Raw genomic sequence first — 16,687 nt, 5'->3', positions numbered from 1 at the left:
GACACCACCAGTAAATTAGTAGTTGCATCTTGTGACAAAGCTGTCATAGACTATTCACGGATCCGCTAAACGCCTCCGGCGGGTCTGATGCGAACGGAGAGATAGCCTCGGTTCACAGCGACGTATGACTCGTATCGTTGCTGCGGACCGGGGCTGTCCCGTTTAAGCAACGTTGCCCCGGGGCCGCACACAGCGAAGCCCGGCCCCTGCAGGGAGCCGGGCTTCACGTTGGGTCAGCTGGCGCGGTCCACCACAGCCAGCGCGAAGCTGGACAGCGAATCCTTGACGACGCCCTCGGGCAGCGGCGCGAGGGCGTCGATCGCCTCGTCAGCCCACCGGCGTGCCACCACCCAGGATTCTGCCGTGACGGGATGCTCGCGCAGGCCGGCGACGGCCTCGGCAAGGGCCTCGTCGGAGGTCAGGTCGCCGTCAATAAGCCGGAGAAGTTCGACGGCGGACTGGTCACCGTCAGCAGCGGCCTTGCGCAGGAGCAGCACCGGCAGGGTGGGAACCCCTTCGCGCAGGTCCGTGCCGGGTGACTTGCCGGACTTGACCTTGATGCCCGTGACATCGATGACGTCGTCGGCAAGCTGGAAGGCGACGCCCACCTTTTCGCCGTATTCCACCAGCACGGATTCGTACGCGGGATCGGCACCTGCGAAGATGGCGCCGAGCTGGCCGGAGGCAGCCACGAGCGAACCCGTCTTGTCCGCAATCACCGAAAGATAGTGCTCCACGGGATCCTCATCCGGACGGGGACCCACGGTTTCGTGGAGCTGGCCCAGGCACAGCCGCTCGAATGTGCGTGCCTGGATGCCGAGCGCCCGGGAACCGAGTTCGGACACCAGGATTGAGGCGCGGGCGAAAATCAGGTCGCCGGTAAGGACCGCCACGGAGTTGCCCCAGACCTCGTGGGCGGTAGGTGCACCGCGGCGGAACGGGGCCGAGTCCATGACGTCATCGTGGTAGAGCGTTGCGAGGTGCGTCAGTTCCACCACGACGGCGGCCTGCACCACGGCGGGCAGCGACGCGTCGCCAAGGTGTGCACAGAGCAGGGTCAGCAGCGGCCGGATGCGCTTGCCGCCGGCTTCCACCAGGTGGCGCGACGTGGCGTCAGCGAGCGGATCCGAGTTGGCGATGGCTTCGCGGAGTTTCTTCTCCACCCGGGCCAGGTTGTTGGTGATGGCCGGCCCCAGTTCAGCGTCTCCGGCGATGGCCGCGAAACCCGCGGGCAGCTGCAGGCCCGTTGCGATGGCGGTGGTATTGAGGCTGGGTTCGGAGTCCGGCAGGCCGTGTCCGGCGTGCGTCCAGCTGTGGTCTGCGGGGTTGGTCACGGGTTAACCCTAACTTTTTGTTGCGGATACCGCTGATTCGAGGCCGCCAGCGTATTGGATGTGGCCGGAACCAGCGATTCCAGGACGCGGATCACGCGGTCCTCAAAGCCCTTCGCGGACGGGTCCGTGAGGTTGGCCAGGAGCCGGACCACGAACCGCATCAGCACCGGGATGGGCATGCCGGTCCGGAGTGCGAGCTTCATGACCGCAGGCTTGCCGATCAGCACGGCGAACGCGCGGCCCAGGGTGAAGTGGGAGCCCCACTGTTCGCGCACATAGTCCGCGTACCGCGCCAGGTGCGCATCGGCGTCGTACGTTCCGCCGGCCGCCACTGAGCGGGAGGTGGCGTCAATGATGAACTCGGCAGCGAACCGCGCGGACTCCATGGCGTAGGAGATGCCCTCGCCGTTGAACGGGGAGACCATGCCGCCGGCGTCGCCCAGCAGCAGCAGGCCCGGAGAGTAGTGCGGCGTGCGGTTGAAGCCCATGGGCAGCGCCGCGCCGCGGATCTCGCCCACTTGGTTTTCCGGGGTGAAGCCCCATTCGGCGGGCATGCCGCCGGTCCATTCGCGCAGGACCTGCTTGTAGTCGAGCTTGCCGAACTCCTTGGACGAGTTCAGGATGCCCAGGCCCACGTTGGAGGTGCCGTCGCCCACACCGAACACCCAGCCGTAGCCGGGCAGGAGCTTGCCGTCGCGTCCGGGGAGCTCCAGCCAGCCTTCCATCCAGTCGTCGTCCGTGCGGGGCGAGGTGAAGTAGGAGCGGACGGCGACGCCGAGCGGGCGGTCGTCGCGTTTATGCATTCCGAGGGATACAGCGGTGCGCGTGGAATTGCCGTCGGCGGCGAGGACGACGTCGGCGCTGAACTCGCGCGTCTCCCCCGTCTTGCGTCCGGACTCGTCAAGGAGCGCTGCGCGGACACCGGTGACGCGGCCGTCGTCGTTGCGAATGGCATCCGTGACACTGTGCCGCTCAAGGATGGCGGCACCCGCGGATTGGGCGTGCCGGGCCAGTTCCTCGTCGAAGCCAAGCCGGGTGCGGATCAGCCCGTACTGGGGAAAGTCGGAAACCTCGGGCCAGGGCAGTTCGATGGTGCGCCCGCCGGCGATCAGGCGCAGGCCCTTGTTCCGGCGCCAGCCGTCGCCTTCGGGATGGGGCAGGCCGAGCTTCTGGATCTCGCGGACAGCGCGGGGAGTGAGCCCGTCACCGCAGACCTTTTCGCGCGGGAAGCTGGTCTTCTCCAGAACGGTCACGTCCAGCCCGGCCCTGGCAAGGTAGTACGCGGCGGTGGATCCGGCGGGACCGGCGCCGACAATCAGTACCTTCACAGGTCAGCGGACGATGTTGCGGCGCAGCTTGGCTACGGGGCCCTTGTGCGCCGCGATGGCGGCAGCGGCGCTGTCCGGCGTTGATTCTTCGGCTTTGAACGCGCGGTGCACGGCCACGATTCCACCGGTGAGGTTGCGGTAAGTGACCTTCTCCCAACCGGACTCCTGCAGCCAGGCGGCAAGGTGGTCCTGGTCCGGCCACGCGCGGATGGACTCGGCGAGGTAGACGTATGCGTCGGGGTTGGACGCAACCTTCGTGGCAATGGCCGGCAGGGCCCGCATGAGGTATTCGGTGTACATGGTGCGCCAGAGCGGAACCACGGGCTGGGAGAACTCGGCAATGACCAGCCGGCCGCCGGGCTTGGTGACGCGGAGCATCTCCTGCAGTGCCTTCTTGGGTTCGTTGACGTTCCGCAGTCCGAAGGAAATGGTGGTGGCGTCGAAGGAGTTGTCAGCAAACGGCAGGTTGGTGGCATCGCCGGCAACAAAGTTGATGTCCGGGCGGCGGCGCTTGCCCACCTTGAGCATCCCGAGGGAGAAGTCGCAGGCCACAACGTCTATGCCCGCATCGGCATACGGTTCGCTGGAGGTGCCGGTGCCCGCTGCCAGGTCCAGGACACGCTGGCCCTTGCTGGCCTCCATGGCATCCACCACAACCTTGCGCCAGCGGCGCGTCTGCCACAGGGACAGGACGTCATTGACGACGTCGTACTTCGGTGCGACGTCGTCAAACATCGTGGCTACTTCGTCCGGACGCTTATCCAAGGATGCTCGGTTCACCATGTCATTGTCTCAAATGTTCAGGAGCGTCCCGACCAGCCACGATTTGCCCCATTCCGGCTCCGCCCCGGACCGGGGAAGGCCATCGTGTACGCGGGAGTAGTGTTGTCTCATCATGACGAGCACGTTCCGCACCCTCACAGTCCCCCTGGATGGAAAAGATTTCCCCGGGGGGCTTCCTGCGTTTTTGGTACGGGACGATGTCCTCTGCTGGACCCGGAGGGAAGCCGGACTGGCCGGTTTCGGCGAGATTGCGCGTTTCACCGCCACCGGCCCCGAGCGCTTCCTCGAGGCCGACATCTGGTGGCGGCACCTTGTCCTTGAGGCCGAGGTCACCGATTCCGTTGAGCTCCCCGGGACGGGCCCCGTGGCCTTTGGCTCCTTCGCGTTCTCCAAGACTTCCGCCCACGAGTCGCGGCTGATCGTGCCGGAGATCGCGGTGGGCGTGCGGGACGGGCAGGTCTGGCTGACCCAGCTGACGTTCGACGACGGCCCCCTCACCGAGGACACCGCCCGCGCCGCGCTGGACCGCTGGCTCCGGAGCGATGCGGCTCCTGCGGCGGTGCCACCAGGAAGCACGACGGCGGCAGCGGACCCTGCCGGGGACGGCACCTTGGGTGCCGTGGCCACCAAGGGGGGCGGCGCCGTCGTACGCCCCCTCCCCCTCGCCGCAGGGGCAACCCTGCATACAGGATCGCTGAGCGAAGAAGCCTGGATGGCGGCCGTCGAGGCGGGCGTGGCCGAGATCCGGACCGGCGCGCTGGAGAAGCTGGTGCTGGCCCGGGATGTGGTGGCGACTATTCCATCTGGCGTACATGCCGCAGAGGTACTGCGCGAGCTCGCCGCCCGCTACCGCGAGTGCTGGACGTACGGGGTGGACGGGCTGGTGGGGGCCACGCCGGAGATGCTGATCCAGGTGGAAGGACGCACCGCCCAGGCGCGCGTGCTGGCTGGAACGCTGGACCGCCGGGACGCCCACGGCGCGGACGGCCTCCCAATGGATTACGCCACCCGGGTGCTGGCCGGCTCGGAAAAGCAGCGGCACGAGCACGAGATCGCCATCCAGTCCCTGACCACGCAGCTGGCGCCTTTCTCGGAAGCGATGAATGCGCACGACGAGCCGTTCATCCTGGAACTCCCGAATGTGTGGCACCTGGCTTCGGACGTCAAGGCTGAGCTGGCCGAAATCGAGGGCCACGTGCCCACCTGCCTCGCGCTCATCAACGCCCTGCACCCTACGGCCGCCGTCTGCGGAACCCCCACCCAGGTTGCCGGGGCCCTGATCCGGAAGCTGGAACACCTGGACCGGGGGCCATATGCAGGCCCCGTGGGCTGGCTGGACGCAGCGGGCAACGGCGAGTGGGGCATCGCACTTCGTGGAGCGGTCATCGAGTCCCGGGATACTGTCCGACTGTATGCCGGCTGCGGAATAGTTGACGGCTCACAACCCGAGGCCGAGCTCGCGGAAACCTGGGCCAAGTTCCGGCCGATGCTGGAGTCGCTGGGAATCAGCAGCTGACTCCCTCTCTCCCCGGCAGTCCGGGATGGGAGACATCGCCTGCCCGTGCGGGCTTGCTTTCCCCTGTGATTTAGTTATCCAATAGTGAAACTTAGTTTCCTGTGATGCACATCTCATAATCGGCGCTACACTATGAACCGATTTAGTACCGCATACTCCCCGCAACAAAAGGTAAGAAAACATGCAGCTCAAGTCCCTGGCCACGGCCAAAATGACCGCCAAGGCAGCAGCAGTCTTCGCCGCCGGCGCCCTCACCCTCACGGCCTGCGGCGGCAGTTCCACCCCCGCAGCCTCCGAAGGCGGCATCCAGCTCATCAATGCCGGCAAGCTCACGGTCTGCTCGGACATCCCTTACGAGCCGTTCGAGTTCGAGAAGGACGGCGAGACGGTCGGTTTCGACGTGGACATCGCCAAGGAACTCGCCAAGGACTTCGGCGCCGAACTGAGCATCGTTGACAGCTCCTTCGAAGCGATCGAGACCGGCACCGCCCTGACCCAGTGCGACCTGGGCATCTCCTCGATCTCCATCACGGACACCCGCAAGTCCGTTATGGACTTCTCCACCCCGTACCTCGACGACGACCTGGCCCTGGTGGCCAGCGAGGACTCCGGCATCACCGGCCTGGAGGACGCCAAGGGCAAGAAGGTTGGCGTGCAGCAGGCCACCACCGGCGCCGACTACGCCCAGGAGCAGGGCATCGACGCGCAGCAGTTCGAGGACACCGGCCTCCTGGTGCAGGCTCTTGAAGCCGGCACCATCGACGCCGCCCTGGGCAACCAGTCCGTCCTTGGCTACGCCATCAAGGACCAGCCCAAGTTCAAGAGCGTTGAGGACTTCGCAACCGGCGAGCAGCTGGGCATCTCCATCAAGAAGGGCAATACCGCAATGCTGGAGAAGGTCAACGGCACGCTTGAGCGCCTGACCGAGGACGGCTCCTTGGAGAAGTTCAAGACCACCTGGTTCGGCGAGACCGCCAAGTAGCCAACAACCGCCAAGTAGTCGCCGTGCAGGCCCGGGGCTCCCCCGCCCCGGCCCCGCCACGGCCCTGAGAACTACGCAGCCGGGGCCCCGGACGAGCTGTACCGCAGTCCGTCCGGGGCCTCTGCCACGCACAACGAATGTGAGCAACCCATGGCAATGACCGCACGTCAGCGAGCCAGAGTAAGCCTGTATGTCCAGGCCGGAATCTTTGTGGTGGCCATCGCCGCGCTGATCCTGGCCACCGACTGGGAGACCATCGGCAACAGCGTCTTCAACTTCGGCAAGATCGGGCCCATGTTCCCGGGCATCTTCGTCACCGGCCTGACGAACACCCTGATCTACACGTTCCTCGGCTTCATCGTGGGCCTCTCCGGCGGCCTGCTTTTGGCCCTGATGAAGCTCTCCAGCTTCCCCCTGTACCGCTGGATCGCCTCCGGGTACATCGAGTTCTTCCGCGGCATCCCGGCACTGCTGGTGTTCATCGCCTTCGGCTACGGCGTGCCGCTGGCCTTCGGCGTTTCCTGGAACATCACCGTGATCGTCATGGTTTCCCTGGGCATGGTGGCCTCGGCCTACATCGCCGAAACCCTCCGCGCAGGCCTGCAGGCCGTGCCCAAGGGCCAGCTGGAAGCCGCCCGTTCGCTGGGCATGCCGCAGTGGCGGGCGATGATCACCATCGTCATCCCCCAGGCCTTCAAGATCGTCCTGCCGCCCCTGACCAACGAGGTCATCCTGCTCACCAAGGACTCCTCGCTGATCTACGTCCTGGGCCTCACCGCCTCGCAGTACGAGCTCACTAAGTTCGGCCGCGACGGTATCTCGAGCCTGGGCGCAGGCCTCACGCCCCTTCTGGTGGCCGGCGCCTTCTACCTGGTGATCACCATCCCCCTGAGCTTCCTGGCCCGGAAGTTCGAAAGCCGCACTGCGCGGAACAATCGATAGGCAGGGAAGACCATGAACGACGTCGTAAACAACTCCCGCGGCGGAGCTGCCACCATCCAGGCCGCCGGCGTGGCCATCAAGGACCTGCGCAAGTCCTACGGTTCCAACGAGGTCCTCAAGGGCATCAGCCTGGACGTGGCGCCCGGCGAAGTGGTGTGCCTGATCGGACCGTCCGGTTCCGGCAAGTCCACCCTGCTGCGCTGCGTCAACCTGCTGGAGCAGCCCAACCAGGGCAGCATCCACGTGGGCGGCTTCGAGGCCACCGATCCCGATGTGGACATCGACAAGATGCGCCGCAAAGTGGGCATGGTGTTCCAGCAGTTCAACCTGTTCCCGCACCTGGACGCCAAGCGCAACTGCTCCATCGCCCAGACCAAGGTCCTCAAGCGTTCGCAGGCCGAGGCGGACAAGGTGTCCATGCACAATCTGGAACGTGTGGGGCTCGGACACCTCGCGGACCGGTTCCCGGACCAGCTCTCCGGCGGCCAGCAGCAGCGCGTGGCCATCGCCCGCGCGCTCAGCATGGACCCCGAGCTGATGCTCTTCGACGAGCCCACCTCCGCGCTTGACCCCGAGACCGTGGGCGACGTCCTCTCCGTCATGCGGAACCTCGCCAAGGAGGGCATGACCATGCTGGTGGTCACCCACGAGATGGGCTTCGCCCGCGAAGTGGCGGACCGCGTGGTGTTCATGGACGGCGGCGTTGTGGTGGAGGAAGGCGTGGCCGAGCAGGTCATCTCCTCCCCCACGCAGCCCCGCACCAAGGAGTTCCTGCGCCGCGTCCTGGATCCCACGCACATCGACATCGAGGAGTAGGTCTCTTCGCTTTCACTACGCACAATCCCCGGCGCTAGAGATTCTCCGCAGCGCCGGGGATTTTGTGCGTCACGGGGCCATCAGCGCCTCGCTTTTGAACGAGGCGGACGACGGCGGCACGCGCCTCCTGTGCGGGCATTTACTTCCGCGGTGCCTGGGCACAGAATAGGTCACATCACAGCCCTGGCTCAGCAGCGCGCTGCCCGTCCGGCCGCCGTCCCGCGCGGTGGCGCACCCAGGAGCGCAGAGATGAATTTCCAAGCCCCACCACCGCAGGCGGCAGTATCCGAACGCGCCGCGCGGCTGGCATCAGTGCCCTCGTTCCAGCGGGTTGACTCCTTCATCCGGCGGTACCTCAACCGGGGACAGGACCAGCGCACCGTGTGCGACTTCACGTTCGGCAACCCCCACCAGATGCCGCCAGACCGCTACGTCACCACTTTGCGGGATGCCCTGGTTCCCCGTGATGACCAGTGGTTTGCCTACAAGACCAACGTCGAGACGGCGCAGGATGCGGCCGCACAGTCCCTGGAACGGCTGCTGGACATACCCTTCAGGACAGAGGACATCTTCCTCACCACCGGCGGGTTCGCTGCGATCGCCCTGGCGCTGAAGACCGTGGCGGACCCCGGCGACGAGGTGGTCTACAGCCTGCCGCCGTGGTTCCTGTACGAGCCGCTGATCCTCGAAGCCGGCCTGGTCCCGGTCAAGGTGAAGGTCCACACCGCCACGTTCGATCTGGACCTCGCCGCAATCGACGCTGCCATCACGGAGCGGACGCGGGTTGTGATCGTCAATTCGCCCAACAACCCCACCGGTCGGATCTATCCCCAGGAGCTGCTGCTCCGGCTCGCCGGCCTGCTGGAAACTGCGTCTGCAAGGATTGGACGGCGCATCTACCTCATCTCGGACGAGGCCTACAACCGCATTGTGTTCGACGGCGTGCGGTTCCACAGCCCGGCGGAGTTCTACCCGTACACGCTGCTGGCTTACTCCTACGGCAAGACCCATCTTTCCCCGGGCCAGCGGGTGGGGTATCTGGCCCTGCCGCCGGCCATGCCCCGCCGGGAGGAGATGGCGCCGGCCATCAGCGGCCTGCAGGTGGCGATGGGCTGGGTGTACCCCAATGCGCTACTGCAGCACGCGCTTCCCGAGCTGGAGAAGTTCTCCATCGACGTCGGCCAGCTGGAGCGGCGCAGGGACCGCCTGGTGGACGCGCTCGGCAGCATGGGTTACCGGATGCAGCCGCCGGAGGGCACGTTCTACCTGTTCGTCAGCACGCCCGGTCCGGACGACGAAGCCTTCACCGAGTCCCTCGCCCGCCGCGACGTCTTCGTTTTCCCGGGCACGCTGTTCGAGACGCCCGGGTTCTTCCGGATTTCCCTGACAGCCAACGAGGACATGATCGAGCGGAGCCTGCCAACCTTCGAAGCAGCGATCAAGGACAAAGGAGCAGTCGCAGATGCGGTACCCGGGGGCTGATCGTCCGTGGAAGCAGGCTGGCTGCCCGGCGCCGCTTACGTTTCGCTCCGTACGGCGACGATCCGGAAGGCCAGGTCAAAGTAGCGGCCCACCAATCCCCGTGAGCCGGTAATGCCGAACGAATAGCGGTCCAGGTGGGTGGCCTGCGCCGTTACGTGAACCCAACCAGGGGCGGGGGCTTCCCAAGACAGGATCTTGACCTGCACAGCCGTTGCTACATCGTGCATGGCCACGATCCCGGCCAGAACTATTGCGTCCGTCTCCTCGCTGACGCCAGTAGAAGAGAACCGGATCCCCGGGAAGGCTGCCACGTTGAGCAGGCTCCGCCCTTTGACATCCCGGTCGCGGCGTCCACTGGCGGACGTGAAGCTTGCCGCATCGATCGTGGCACTGGCTCTGCACTTTGCCAGTGTTGAAGAGACGTACAAGAGCCCCGAGGAAACGCGGAATGCGGCGCGCACCGTGCCCAGGCCGAACATATGCCGGGAGACGTAGGTGACACCCGAGCGTTCAGGGTCGATACGGTACGCACCCGCGTCTGGTAACTCGCGGATCTGCAGGGCTGGTTCGGCGGTCATGGCGTTTTTCCTTGGGCTTGGCCGGAATCCCCCGCACCGGCAGTTGCTGATGTATCAGCAACATTGCTCCTGTTATGCTGACGTGTCAACAACAATTTGTCGTCTGGAAGGTGGTTTATGGCTCCGAAGACGCGCGGCCTGACGAAGGACGAGGAAGAAGTGTGGTTCGCCTACATCCTCTTCACCCGCCAGTTGGCAGCCGGGATGGAGAGGCAGCTGGCGGGCAGCGGCGTATCGGGCGCCGATTACCAGATGCTCGCCCCACTTGCCGAAGCCGGGCCCTCCGGAATGCGCGCCCGGGACCTGGGGCGCAGTGCCGGTTGGGACCGCAGCAGGCTTGCGCACCAGCTTCGGCGAATGGAGGAACGCGGCCTGATCAACCGGGAACCGGCGGACAATGATGCCCGCGGCGTCATGGTTCATCTCACCGAAGTGGGGCGGGCTGCATTGCGCACGGCATCCCCGGGCCACCTCGCATGGGTCCGGGCAAACTTTCTTGACTTGTTGACGCCTGCGGAACGCCAGCTGTTGATAGGGCTTTCCAGGCGCGTCATGGACAAGTTAGAGCCGGAATCCCGGTCCTAGCGCGTCAGCACTCCCCCAACGGCGGCCGCCACGGCGTCCTTGATCCGCGTATGGAGCTGCCGCAGGGAATGACGGTCGGTGCGGACTTCAATGATGCTGCGCCCCTCAACCGGCTGGGCGAGCGCCTCGGCGAGTGCCGCCGTCGTACTTACCGAGCAATGCCCGACGCCGTACGCCGCGGCGAGTGCCGCGATGTCCACGGAGTGCGGCGTGCCAAAGAGGCGTTCGACGGCGTCGCCGTACGTTCCGGCCTCACGCACCGCGCCGTGTTCCAGCAGGTCGAAGATGGCCCCGCCGGCGTCGTTGAGGACGACGATCCGCAGCGAAGGCTGCTCCTCCCCGGCGCCGAGGAGCAGGCCGCCGACGTCGTGGAGGAACGTGACGTCGCCCAGCAGGACTGTGGTGTCCTGCCGGCCGCCGATGGCGATGCCCGTGGCGGTGGAAATAGTGCCGTCGATCCCGGCGAGGCCGCGGTTGGCGTACACGGTGGCGGCGGGTTCCGGGGCGGGCAGGCCGGCGAGGTCCACGTCGCGGATGCCGTTCGATGAACCTAGGAGGAGCTGGCCGCGGGCATGCTTCCACACCAGCGAGCCCACTGCCGGCCCGCTCGCGGGAGCCTCCGCTGAAAGTATTCCATCCAGGGCATGCTGCGCTGCCGATCCTGCGAGCAGCCAGGTATCCAGCCATTCTGTGGTCCCGCGGCCGGCAAAGCCGGCCAGGTCGCCGAGGTTTTCCAGCGGCAGCTCGGTACGGCGGCCGGGCTCATACCAGGCCACCGGCACGGGCTGGTAGAGCGCAGCCTGGACATCAGCCCTGGCCAGAAGCGCGGCGACCGGGCGGGACAGCGTGGGCCGGCCGAAGAGCACAACACGTTCAATCGGCATGTCCGCGCCGGGGCCGAAGTGCTCCAGCAGCAGCCGGTATGGACCTACCGCGTTGGGCCCGAAGCGGGCGTTGGAGGACGGCTCGGCCAGCAGCGGCAGGCCATGGGCGCGCGCGAACGCCTCGGCGACGGGCCCGGCGTCATGCCCGGCGAGTACGACGGTGCGCCGCTCCGGCAGGTCGGTTGACGCCGGCGGCAGGTTCATGATGAGCGGCTCGGTGCCGATTCGGTAGCGCTGCCGTTCGGCCGCGGGCGGCAGTTCCTCCCCCTTGGACGGAACCAGCGGATCGCGGAATGCGAGGTTCAGCTGGACGGGGCCGGGCGGCAGGTCGGGGAACGCGCCGGTGGCGGCGGACAAGCCTGTCTGGATGGCGCGCCGGGGGTCGGTGCCGGCGGCTATGTCGACGGCGAAGCGCACCTGCTCGCCGAAAAGGTCAGGCTGGACGGTGGTCTGGTTGGCGCCGGTTCCGCGGAGCTCGTCTGGGCGGTCGGCGGACAGCACCACCAGGGGAACCGCAGCATGGTTGGCCTCCATCACGGCTGGCATCAGGTTCCCGACGGCGGTCCCGGACGTTGTGAGGACGGCGGCGGGCGATCCCGTGGCCAAGGCCAGGCCCAGGGCCGTGAACCCGGCTGAGCGCTCGTCGATCCGGACCAGCAGGTCCACCCGGCCCTCGGCTGACGCCTCGGCAAGGGCATACGCCATGGGGGCCGAGCGGGATCCCGGCGAGACAACCACGTGCTGCACGCCGCCGTCGACCAACACCCCGACGGCGATCCGCGCCGCCGCCAAAGCACTCAGCCCAGCCCCGCCGTCAGTCGTGGCGTCCGGAGTAGTGCCAGGTGTGGCGTCCGGAGTAGTGCCGGAATCGGTGTCAGGCGGGGTGTCCGGGGAAGGCTCGTTCAGCGAAGTCACCAATCCAGTCTGCCACCCCCGAACGCTCTCTCATTCGATGTGGGTTTTACCAGAACGCTCTCTCACCTGATGCGGCGTTAACCGGAACGCTCTATCACCTGCCGCGCAAAGCCGGACGACAAGGTGATAGAGCGTTGCCGAAAAAACGGTGTTAAGTGATAGAGCGTCGCCGAAAACCCGGTGTTAAGTGAGAGAGCGTCGCCGTCGGGCTTAGGCGTCCGTGCGGAACACCTGGATCACGGACGGGCGGGGAGCGCGCGCCTGGCCGGGTGCCGGCGTCGTGCCTTCCGCGACGTAGTCCGGGAAGAAGGAAACCTGCGCGTCGAAGGTGCCGTCCTCGCCCGGGTGCTGCACCGCAACGAACACTGTACGCTCCTCGTCGTGGATGATGGGGCCGCAGGTCTCACCGTCGCGCGGGACGGCAAGGAACTGCTCTACCTTGCCGCGTTCGGCGCCGTCCAGGGTGACTTTGAACAGGCCGTCCGCCCGGCCGATGCCGGAGGGAGCCCCGTCCGTGGAGATCCAGAGGTTGCCCACGGAGTCGAATGCGAGGTTGTCCGGGCAGGAGATGGGCGAGACCTTGTCCACCGGGAAGCCGGAGAAGTAGGTGACATCGCCCTGGGCCGGATCGCCGCAGACCATCAGCAGGTTCCAGGTGAAGGTGGTGGAGGTCTGGCCGCCGGTCTCGGTGATCTCCACGATGTGGCCGTCGCGGTTCTGGTTGCGCGGGTTGACCTCGGTTGCGCCTTCGTTGGACCCAACACCGCGGTTGGAGTTGTTGGTGCAGGCCACGTAGACCTTGCCGGTGTGCAGGCTGGGCTCCACGTCCTCACAGCGGTCCATCTTGGTGGGGCCAACCTTGTCGGCGGCCAGGCGGGTGTACACCAGGACCTCCTCGACGGTCATGCCCGGAACGGCCGAAGCCCCGTCCACCACCAGCGGCAGCCACTCGCCGATGCCGTCGAAGGCGCCGTCGGCGGGCACAGCCCCGGTTCCGGTGATTTCGGCAGCCGGCGAGTTGCCCGTGAACCTGGCGACGTAGAGGCTGCCCGCGGACAGCAGTGTCATGTTGTGCTTGCGGTCGCCCTCGCGGTACTTGTCCTTCGAGACGAACTTGTACAGGTAATCGAAGCGCTCGTCGTCGCCGGAGTAGGCCACAACGTGCCCGGACTCGGCGATGATCACGTTGGCGCCCTCGTGCTTGAAGCGGCCCAGCATGGAGTGCTTCTTGGGCCTGGAGGTGGGGTCGAAGGGGTCAACTTCCACGATCCAGCCGAAGCGGTTCGCCTCGTTCTCGTAGCCGGGGTTGCGGGTGTCCCAGCGCGGCTCGTCCAGCTCCCACTGGCGGGCAGTCGGCTTGCTGGTGATGCCGTACCGCTTGTCCCCGGCAGAGGTTCCCGGCGCCACGAAGTAGCTCTGGAAGTTCTCTTCGCCGGAGAGGATGGTGCCCCACGGGGTGGTGCCGCCGGCGCAGTTGCCCAGCGTGCCCTTGATGAAGCGGCCGGCGGGGTCCTCAACAGTCTTGAGAAGCGGCGAGCCGGCGGCCGGGCCGGTCAGTTCGTACACCGTGTTGTTGAGGAAGCGGCGGTTGAGCGGCGCACCCTTCACGTAGGTCCACGGCTTGTTCTTGTTCTTGCGTTCCAGCTCAACCACGGACAGCCCGTGCGCGGCCGCCCCCACAGCGCGCGTCTGGTCTGCAGGCATGGTAGGCGGGAACATGATGGCGTCGTTGGTGTACTCGTGGTTGGCGAAGAGCACCGCGCGGCGGCCCTTGCTGCCCGGAATCTCCAGGATGTCCGTGTAGTCGTTGTTGTAGCCGAACTGCTTTTCCTGCGCGGCGGCCGTCTGGTTGTACAGATCGAACTCCGGTGCGCCGTTGAAGATGGGGTCACCCCAGCGGATGACCGGCTGCCAGGCGAAGCCCTCCGGGACGGTCACGGCGTCCACGGCGGCATCGATCGACGGGATGGCCGTGAACTGCAGCTTGGACTTGCCGAAGCCTTCCTTCGCGGCCTTGGACAAGCCGGCGGCGTTCGCGGAGTCAGGCGAGGTTGCGGCGGATCCGAGGACGACGGCGAGCGCACCTGCGGCGCCAAAGCCCAGGGCGGCGCGGCGGGACATGGTGGCGGAGGCGATGTCACGGAAGTAGCCGTTGGAGCTGGTGTTGCAGACGTCGCCGGCGCAGGCGTTGTCGCACTTCAACGCGCAGGTGACGGCGCTGCGCTTGCCCTTGGTATGGCCGAGCATCGGCAGCAGGGTGAACTTGCGGGCAGTCGTTTCAGACATGGGGGCCTTCCAAGGAATTTCTACGAGGTCCCGCCCACCCTTTCAGCCGGTTTCTACGCGCAGTAGTATGCCGGGTGAAGTTCCGGTTAACCGCGTGTGACCTGCAGAAACGTGAGAGAGGGTGCCAGGAAAGCCCGCGTTAAGTGAGAGAGGGTGCCAGGAAAGCCCGCGTTAAGTGAGAGAGGGTGCCAGGAAAACCCGCGTTAAGTGAGAGAGGGTCGCAGGAAAGCCCGCGTTAAGTGAGAGAGGGTGTCAGGGGGCCAGGAGCGCGTGGACGCGGCGCAGGCGTGCCAGCCACCAGTCCCGGCGCTCCCCGGGTGCCGCATACCGCTCAAGCAGCCCGGCGTCGGCGGCCGCATCGCGGAGGCGGATGGCGCCGTCGTCGGCCACCAGGGGATCCGTGGTGATGTCCGATTCAAACAGGGACACCGTCCCCAGCCCGCAGGCATACGGCAACTCGGGCAGGGCGGCCGCCAGGGCAAGGCCGGCGCGGATGCCCACGGAGGTGTCCAGCGCAGAGCTGACGACGGCGGGCAGCCCCGCGTCAGCAACGATGTCCAGTGCGCGCCGGACTCCCCCGAGCGGCGCCACCTTGACCACCAGGAGGTCGGCCGCGCCGGCCCGCGCTACGCGCAGGGGGTCGTTCTCCTTGCGGACACTTTCATCCGCAGCGATCAGCACCGGGGTGCCCGCGGCCCGCAGCTGGCGGCGGACCTCGGCCAGTCCGTCGATGGTGGGGACGGGCTGCTCGGCGTATTCAAGCCCGACGCCGGCAAGCCGGGTGAGTGCCGAGACCGCCCCGGGCACGTCCCAGCCCCCGTTAGCATCCACGCGGATGGCGGCGTCCGGCAGCGCGGCCCGCACGGCGGCAACCCGGGCGGCGTCGTCGTCGAGGGTCTGGCCGCGCTCGGCAACCTTGACCTTCACGGCGTCCACCCGGCCAAACCGCGCCAGCACCTCGGGCACCCGTTCGGCAGGCACGGCAGGAACGGTGGCGTTCACCGGAATAACTGAACGCAACGGCGCGGGGAACCCCTCCCAGGCAGCCTCGATGGCGGCGGCAAGCCAGCGGGACGCCTCACCGTCGGCGTACTCGGGGAACGGGCAGAACTCGCCCCACCCGGCCGGGCCCCGCAGCAGCAGCGACTCGCGCTCCATGATGCCGCGGAACTTGACCCGCATGGGCAGGGACACCACGTGCGCGCCGGCCAGCAGCTCCTCGAGCGCGGGCACCTGGGGCGGGACGAATGGCATGGATTCAACTCTACAAGCGGGGGCCGCCGCCCCGGCGAACACAAAGCCGGCGAACACAAAGCCGGCGAACACAAAGCCGGCGAACCCCGCGGAACCTCCCAGCGCTAACAGCCTTCCAATGCATATCCATATGGATATATAATGTGGGCATGGCACGGGCAGCAACAACCACGGACGCTTTCAACGCGGTAGCTGAGCCCCGCCGCCGGGAGATCCTGGACGCCCTCAGCCTTGGCGAACGCCCCGTGAACGAGCTGGTGGACCTGCTTGGCCTGGCCCAGCCGCACGTCTCGCGCCATCTGCGGGTCCTGCGGGAGGTGGGCGTTGTGGATGTCCGGGACGAAGGCCGGCAGCGGCTGTACCGGCTCAATGCGCAGGCCCTCAAGCCCATCCACACCTGGGTTTCCACATATGAGCACCTCTGGGCGGAGCGCTTCGACCTGCTGGATGACGTGCTCGCCGGCCTCCAGGAAGACACCTCGCAAGAAGGAGCAGGGCAATGACTCAGACAAGCACCATGGACGTGACCTATCCCGGCGATCGGGAAATCCTCATCACCAGGATCGTGGAAGCGCCCCGGCACTTTGTGTACAGGGCCTGGACAACACCCGATCTCGTCCGGAAATGGTGGTCCGGGCGCCGCGGCGAGATGACGGTGGTGGACATGGACTTCCGGGAGGGCGGCGCCTGGCGGTACGTCATGGTGGCGAGCGGCGGGTTTGAGGTGGCCTTCCACGGCACGTACCGGGAGATCGTGCCGAACGAGCGCATCGTCCACACGGAGGTCATGGAAACGGCGGGTGTGGGCCGGGACAGCGAGGAAGGGGCCGTGGTCAATACGGTCACCTTCAGCGATGCCGACGGCGGCGCCACCCTGATCAGCATCCGCACCGATGCGGGCAGCAAGGAAATCCGGGACATGATTGCGCAGTCCGGCATGGAGGGCGGGGTGCGGGAGCAGTTTGAACTCATCGAGGCACTCGCCCAGGCCCCGGAATAGCC

Annotated in this window: 15 protein-coding genes; 8 read left to right on the top strand and 7 right to left on the bottom strand. The window is 66.7% G+C overall.

Annotation, left to right across the window (positions count from 1 at the left end):
- Positions 1 to 233 precede the first annotated feature (233 nt).
- Genes AC6CHP_RS00820 through AC6CHP_RS00810 form a run of 3 tightly spaced genes read right to left on the bottom strand, consistent with a single transcriptional unit; the run spans position 234 to position 3,442 of the window.
- On the bottom strand, positions 234 to 1,334 hold the full coding sequence (locus AC6CHP_RS00820; protein ID WP_188727221.1) for a polyprenyl synthetase family protein: 1,101 nt from the start codon (positions 1,332 to 1,334) through the stop codon (positions 234 to 236).
- Complete coding sequence (locus tag AC6CHP_RS00815) at positions 1,331 to 2,662, bottom strand: geranylgeranyl reductase family protein (protein ID WP_498227794.1); 1,332 nt, start codon at positions 2,660 to 2,662, stop codon at positions 1,331 to 1,333. Before AC6CHP_RS00815 ends, AC6CHP_RS00820 begins: the two co-directional genes overlap by 4 nt.
- 3 nt (positions 2,663 to 2,665) lie before the next feature.
- Entirely contained in the window at positions 2,666 to 3,442 is a 777-nt protein-coding gene (locus AC6CHP_RS00810; protein WP_251425281.1) for a demethylmenaquinone methyltransferase, read from the bottom strand.
- Positions 3,443 to 3,557: 115 nt separating this feature from the next.
- On the opposite strand from AC6CHP_RS00810, the gene AC6CHP_RS00805 reads away from it, so the two are divergent.
- The 5 genes from AC6CHP_RS00805 (at position 3,558) to AC6CHP_RS00785 (ending at position 9,183) form a co-directional block, all read left to right on the top strand.
- Positions 3,558 to 4,961, top strand: coding sequence for an isochorismate synthase (locus tag AC6CHP_RS00805; protein WP_188727216.1), 1,404 nt, complete (start codon positions 3,558 to 3,560; stop codon positions 4,959 to 4,961).
- 181 nt (positions 4,962 to 5,142) lie between these two features.
- Positions 5,143 to 5,943, top strand: a complete 801-nt coding sequence (locus AC6CHP_RS00800; protein WP_188727214.1) for an ABC transporter substrate-binding protein — start codon at positions 5,143 to 5,145, stop codon at positions 5,941 to 5,943.
- A 150-nt stretch (positions 5,944 to 6,093) separates the two neighbouring features.
- Positions 6,094 to 6,885 carry an amino acid ABC transporter permease gene (locus tag AC6CHP_RS00795; RefSeq protein WP_104184452.1) on the top strand — a complete coding sequence of 264 codons (792 nt, stop codon included), beginning with the start codon at positions 6,094 to 6,096 and terminating at the stop codon, positions 6,883 to 6,885.
- Between the two features lie 12 nt (positions 6,886 to 6,897).
- Positions 6,898 to 7,701, top strand: a complete 804-nt coding sequence (locus AC6CHP_RS00790; RefSeq protein WP_104184453.1) for an amino acid ABC transporter ATP-binding protein — start codon at positions 6,898 to 6,900, stop codon at positions 7,699 to 7,701.
- Between the two features lie 249 nt (positions 7,702 to 7,950).
- Positions 7,951 to 9,183: an aminotransferase class I/II-fold pyridoxal phosphate-dependent enzyme gene (locus AC6CHP_RS00785; protein WP_188727212.1), complete on the top strand. Its 1,233-nt coding sequence runs from the start codon at positions 7,951 to 7,953 to the stop codon at positions 9,181 to 9,183.
- A gap of 35 nt (positions 9,184 to 9,218) precedes the next feature.
- Here AC6CHP_RS00785 and AC6CHP_RS00780 read toward each other — a convergent pair whose 3' ends face one another.
- A complete protein-coding gene (locus AC6CHP_RS00780; protein WP_188727210.1) occupies positions 9,219 to 9,761 on the bottom strand; it encodes a YceI family protein in 543 nt (180 codons plus the stop codon).
- A 117-nt stretch (positions 9,762 to 9,878) separates the two neighbouring features.
- Here AC6CHP_RS00780 and AC6CHP_RS00775 point away from each other — a divergent pair, with 117 nt between their 5' ends.
- Complete coding sequence (locus AC6CHP_RS00775; RefSeq protein WP_188727208.1) at positions 9,879 to 10,346, top strand: MarR family winged helix-turn-helix transcriptional regulator; 468 nt, start codon at positions 9,879 to 9,881, stop codon at positions 10,344 to 10,346.
- On the opposite strand, the gene menD is transcribed toward AC6CHP_RS00775, so the two are convergent.
- The 3 genes from menD to AC6CHP_RS00760 all read right to left on the bottom strand — a co-directional run bounded on the left by menD (position 10,343) and on the right by AC6CHP_RS00760 (position 15,685).
- Positions 10,343 to 12,145: a 2-succinyl-5-enolpyruvyl-6-hydroxy-3-cyclohexene-1-carboxylic-acid synthase gene (gene menD, locus AC6CHP_RS00770; RefSeq protein WP_498227790.1), complete on the bottom strand. Its 1,803-nt coding sequence runs from the start codon at positions 12,143 to 12,145 to the stop codon at positions 10,343 to 10,345. The two genes, AC6CHP_RS00775 and menD, sit on opposite strands and share 4 nt — an antisense overlap.
- Positions 12,146 to 12,355: 210 nt before the next feature.
- The gene (locus AC6CHP_RS00765; RefSeq protein WP_427115833.1) at positions 12,356 to 14,431 is read right to left on the bottom strand and encodes a PhoX family protein; all 2,076 of its coding nucleotides are present in this window, start codon (positions 14,429 to 14,431) and stop codon (positions 12,356 to 12,358) included.
- A gap of 252 nt (positions 14,432 to 14,683) precedes the next feature.
- On the bottom strand, positions 14,684 to 15,685 hold the full coding sequence (locus tag AC6CHP_RS00760) for an o-succinylbenzoate synthase (RefSeq protein WP_498227787.1): 1,002 nt from the start codon (positions 15,683 to 15,685) through the stop codon (positions 14,684 to 14,686).
- Between the two features lie 149 nt (positions 15,686 to 15,834).
- Here AC6CHP_RS00760 and AC6CHP_RS00755 point away from each other — a divergent pair, with 149 nt between their 5' ends.
- Both AC6CHP_RS00755 and AC6CHP_RS00750 read left to right on the top strand, forming a co-directional pair.
- Positions 15,835 to 16,188: an ArsR/SmtB family transcription factor gene (locus tag AC6CHP_RS00755; protein WP_377194051.1), complete on the top strand. Its 354-nt coding sequence runs from the start codon at positions 15,835 to 15,837 to the stop codon at positions 16,186 to 16,188.
- A complete protein-coding gene (locus AC6CHP_RS00750; RefSeq protein ID WP_498227785.1) occupies positions 16,185 to 16,685 on the top strand; it encodes an SRPBCC family protein in 501 nt (166 codons plus the stop codon). The genes AC6CHP_RS00755 and AC6CHP_RS00750 overlap by 4 nt, the downstream gene beginning before the upstream one ends.
- Positions 16,686 to 16,687: the final 2 nt, after the last annotated feature.

This window comes from Pseudarthrobacter sp. GQ63 (genome assembly GCF_059758765.1).
The sequence above is the reverse complement of the archived record's forward strand: the minus strand, read 5'-3'. Positions and strand labels throughout refer to the sequence as shown.

Excerpts from the sequence above, each read along its gene's own strand:
- AC6CHP_RS00785 (WP_188727212.1), top strand. The coding sequence starts at position 7,951 with ATGAATTTCCAAGCCCCACCACCGCAGGCGGCAGTATCCGAACGCGCC.
- AC6CHP_RS00765 (WP_427115833.1), bottom strand. The coding sequence starts at position 14,431 with ATGTCTGAAACGACTGCCCGCAAGTTCACCCTGCTGCCGATGCTCGGC.
- AC6CHP_RS00775 (WP_188727208.1), top strand. The coding sequence starts at position 9,879 with ATGGCTCCGAAGACGCGCGGCCTGACGAAGGACGAGGAAGAAGTGTGG.
- AC6CHP_RS00755 (WP_377194051.1), top strand. The coding sequence starts at position 15,835 with ATGGCACGGGCAGCAACAACCACGGACGCTTTCAACGCGGTAGCTGAG.
- AC6CHP_RS00780 (WP_188727210.1), bottom strand. The coding sequence starts at position 9,761 with ATGACCGCCGAACCAGCCCTGCAGATCCGCGAGTTACCAGACGCGGGT.
- AC6CHP_RS00750 (WP_498227785.1), top strand. The coding sequence starts at position 16,185 with ATGACTCAGACAAGCACCATGGACGTGACCTATCCCGGCGATCGGGAA.
- AC6CHP_RS00760 (WP_498227787.1), bottom strand. The coding sequence starts at position 15,685 with ATGCCATTCGTCCCGCCCCAGGTGCCCGCGCTCGAGGAGCTGCTGGCC.
- AC6CHP_RS00790 (WP_104184453.1), top strand. The coding sequence starts at position 6,898 with ATGAACGACGTCGTAAACAACTCCCGCGGCGGAGCTGCCACCATCCAG.
- AC6CHP_RS00795 (WP_104184452.1), top strand. The coding sequence starts at position 6,094 with ATGGCAATGACCGCACGTCAGCGAGCCAGAGTAAGCCTGTATGTCCAG.
- AC6CHP_RS00805 (WP_188727216.1), top strand. The coding sequence starts at position 3,558 with ATGACGAGCACGTTCCGCACCCTCACAGTCCCCCTGGATGGAAAAGAT.
- AC6CHP_RS00800 (WP_188727214.1), top strand. The coding sequence starts at position 5,143 with ATGCAGCTCAAGTCCCTGGCCACGGCCAAAATGACCGCCAAGGCAGCA.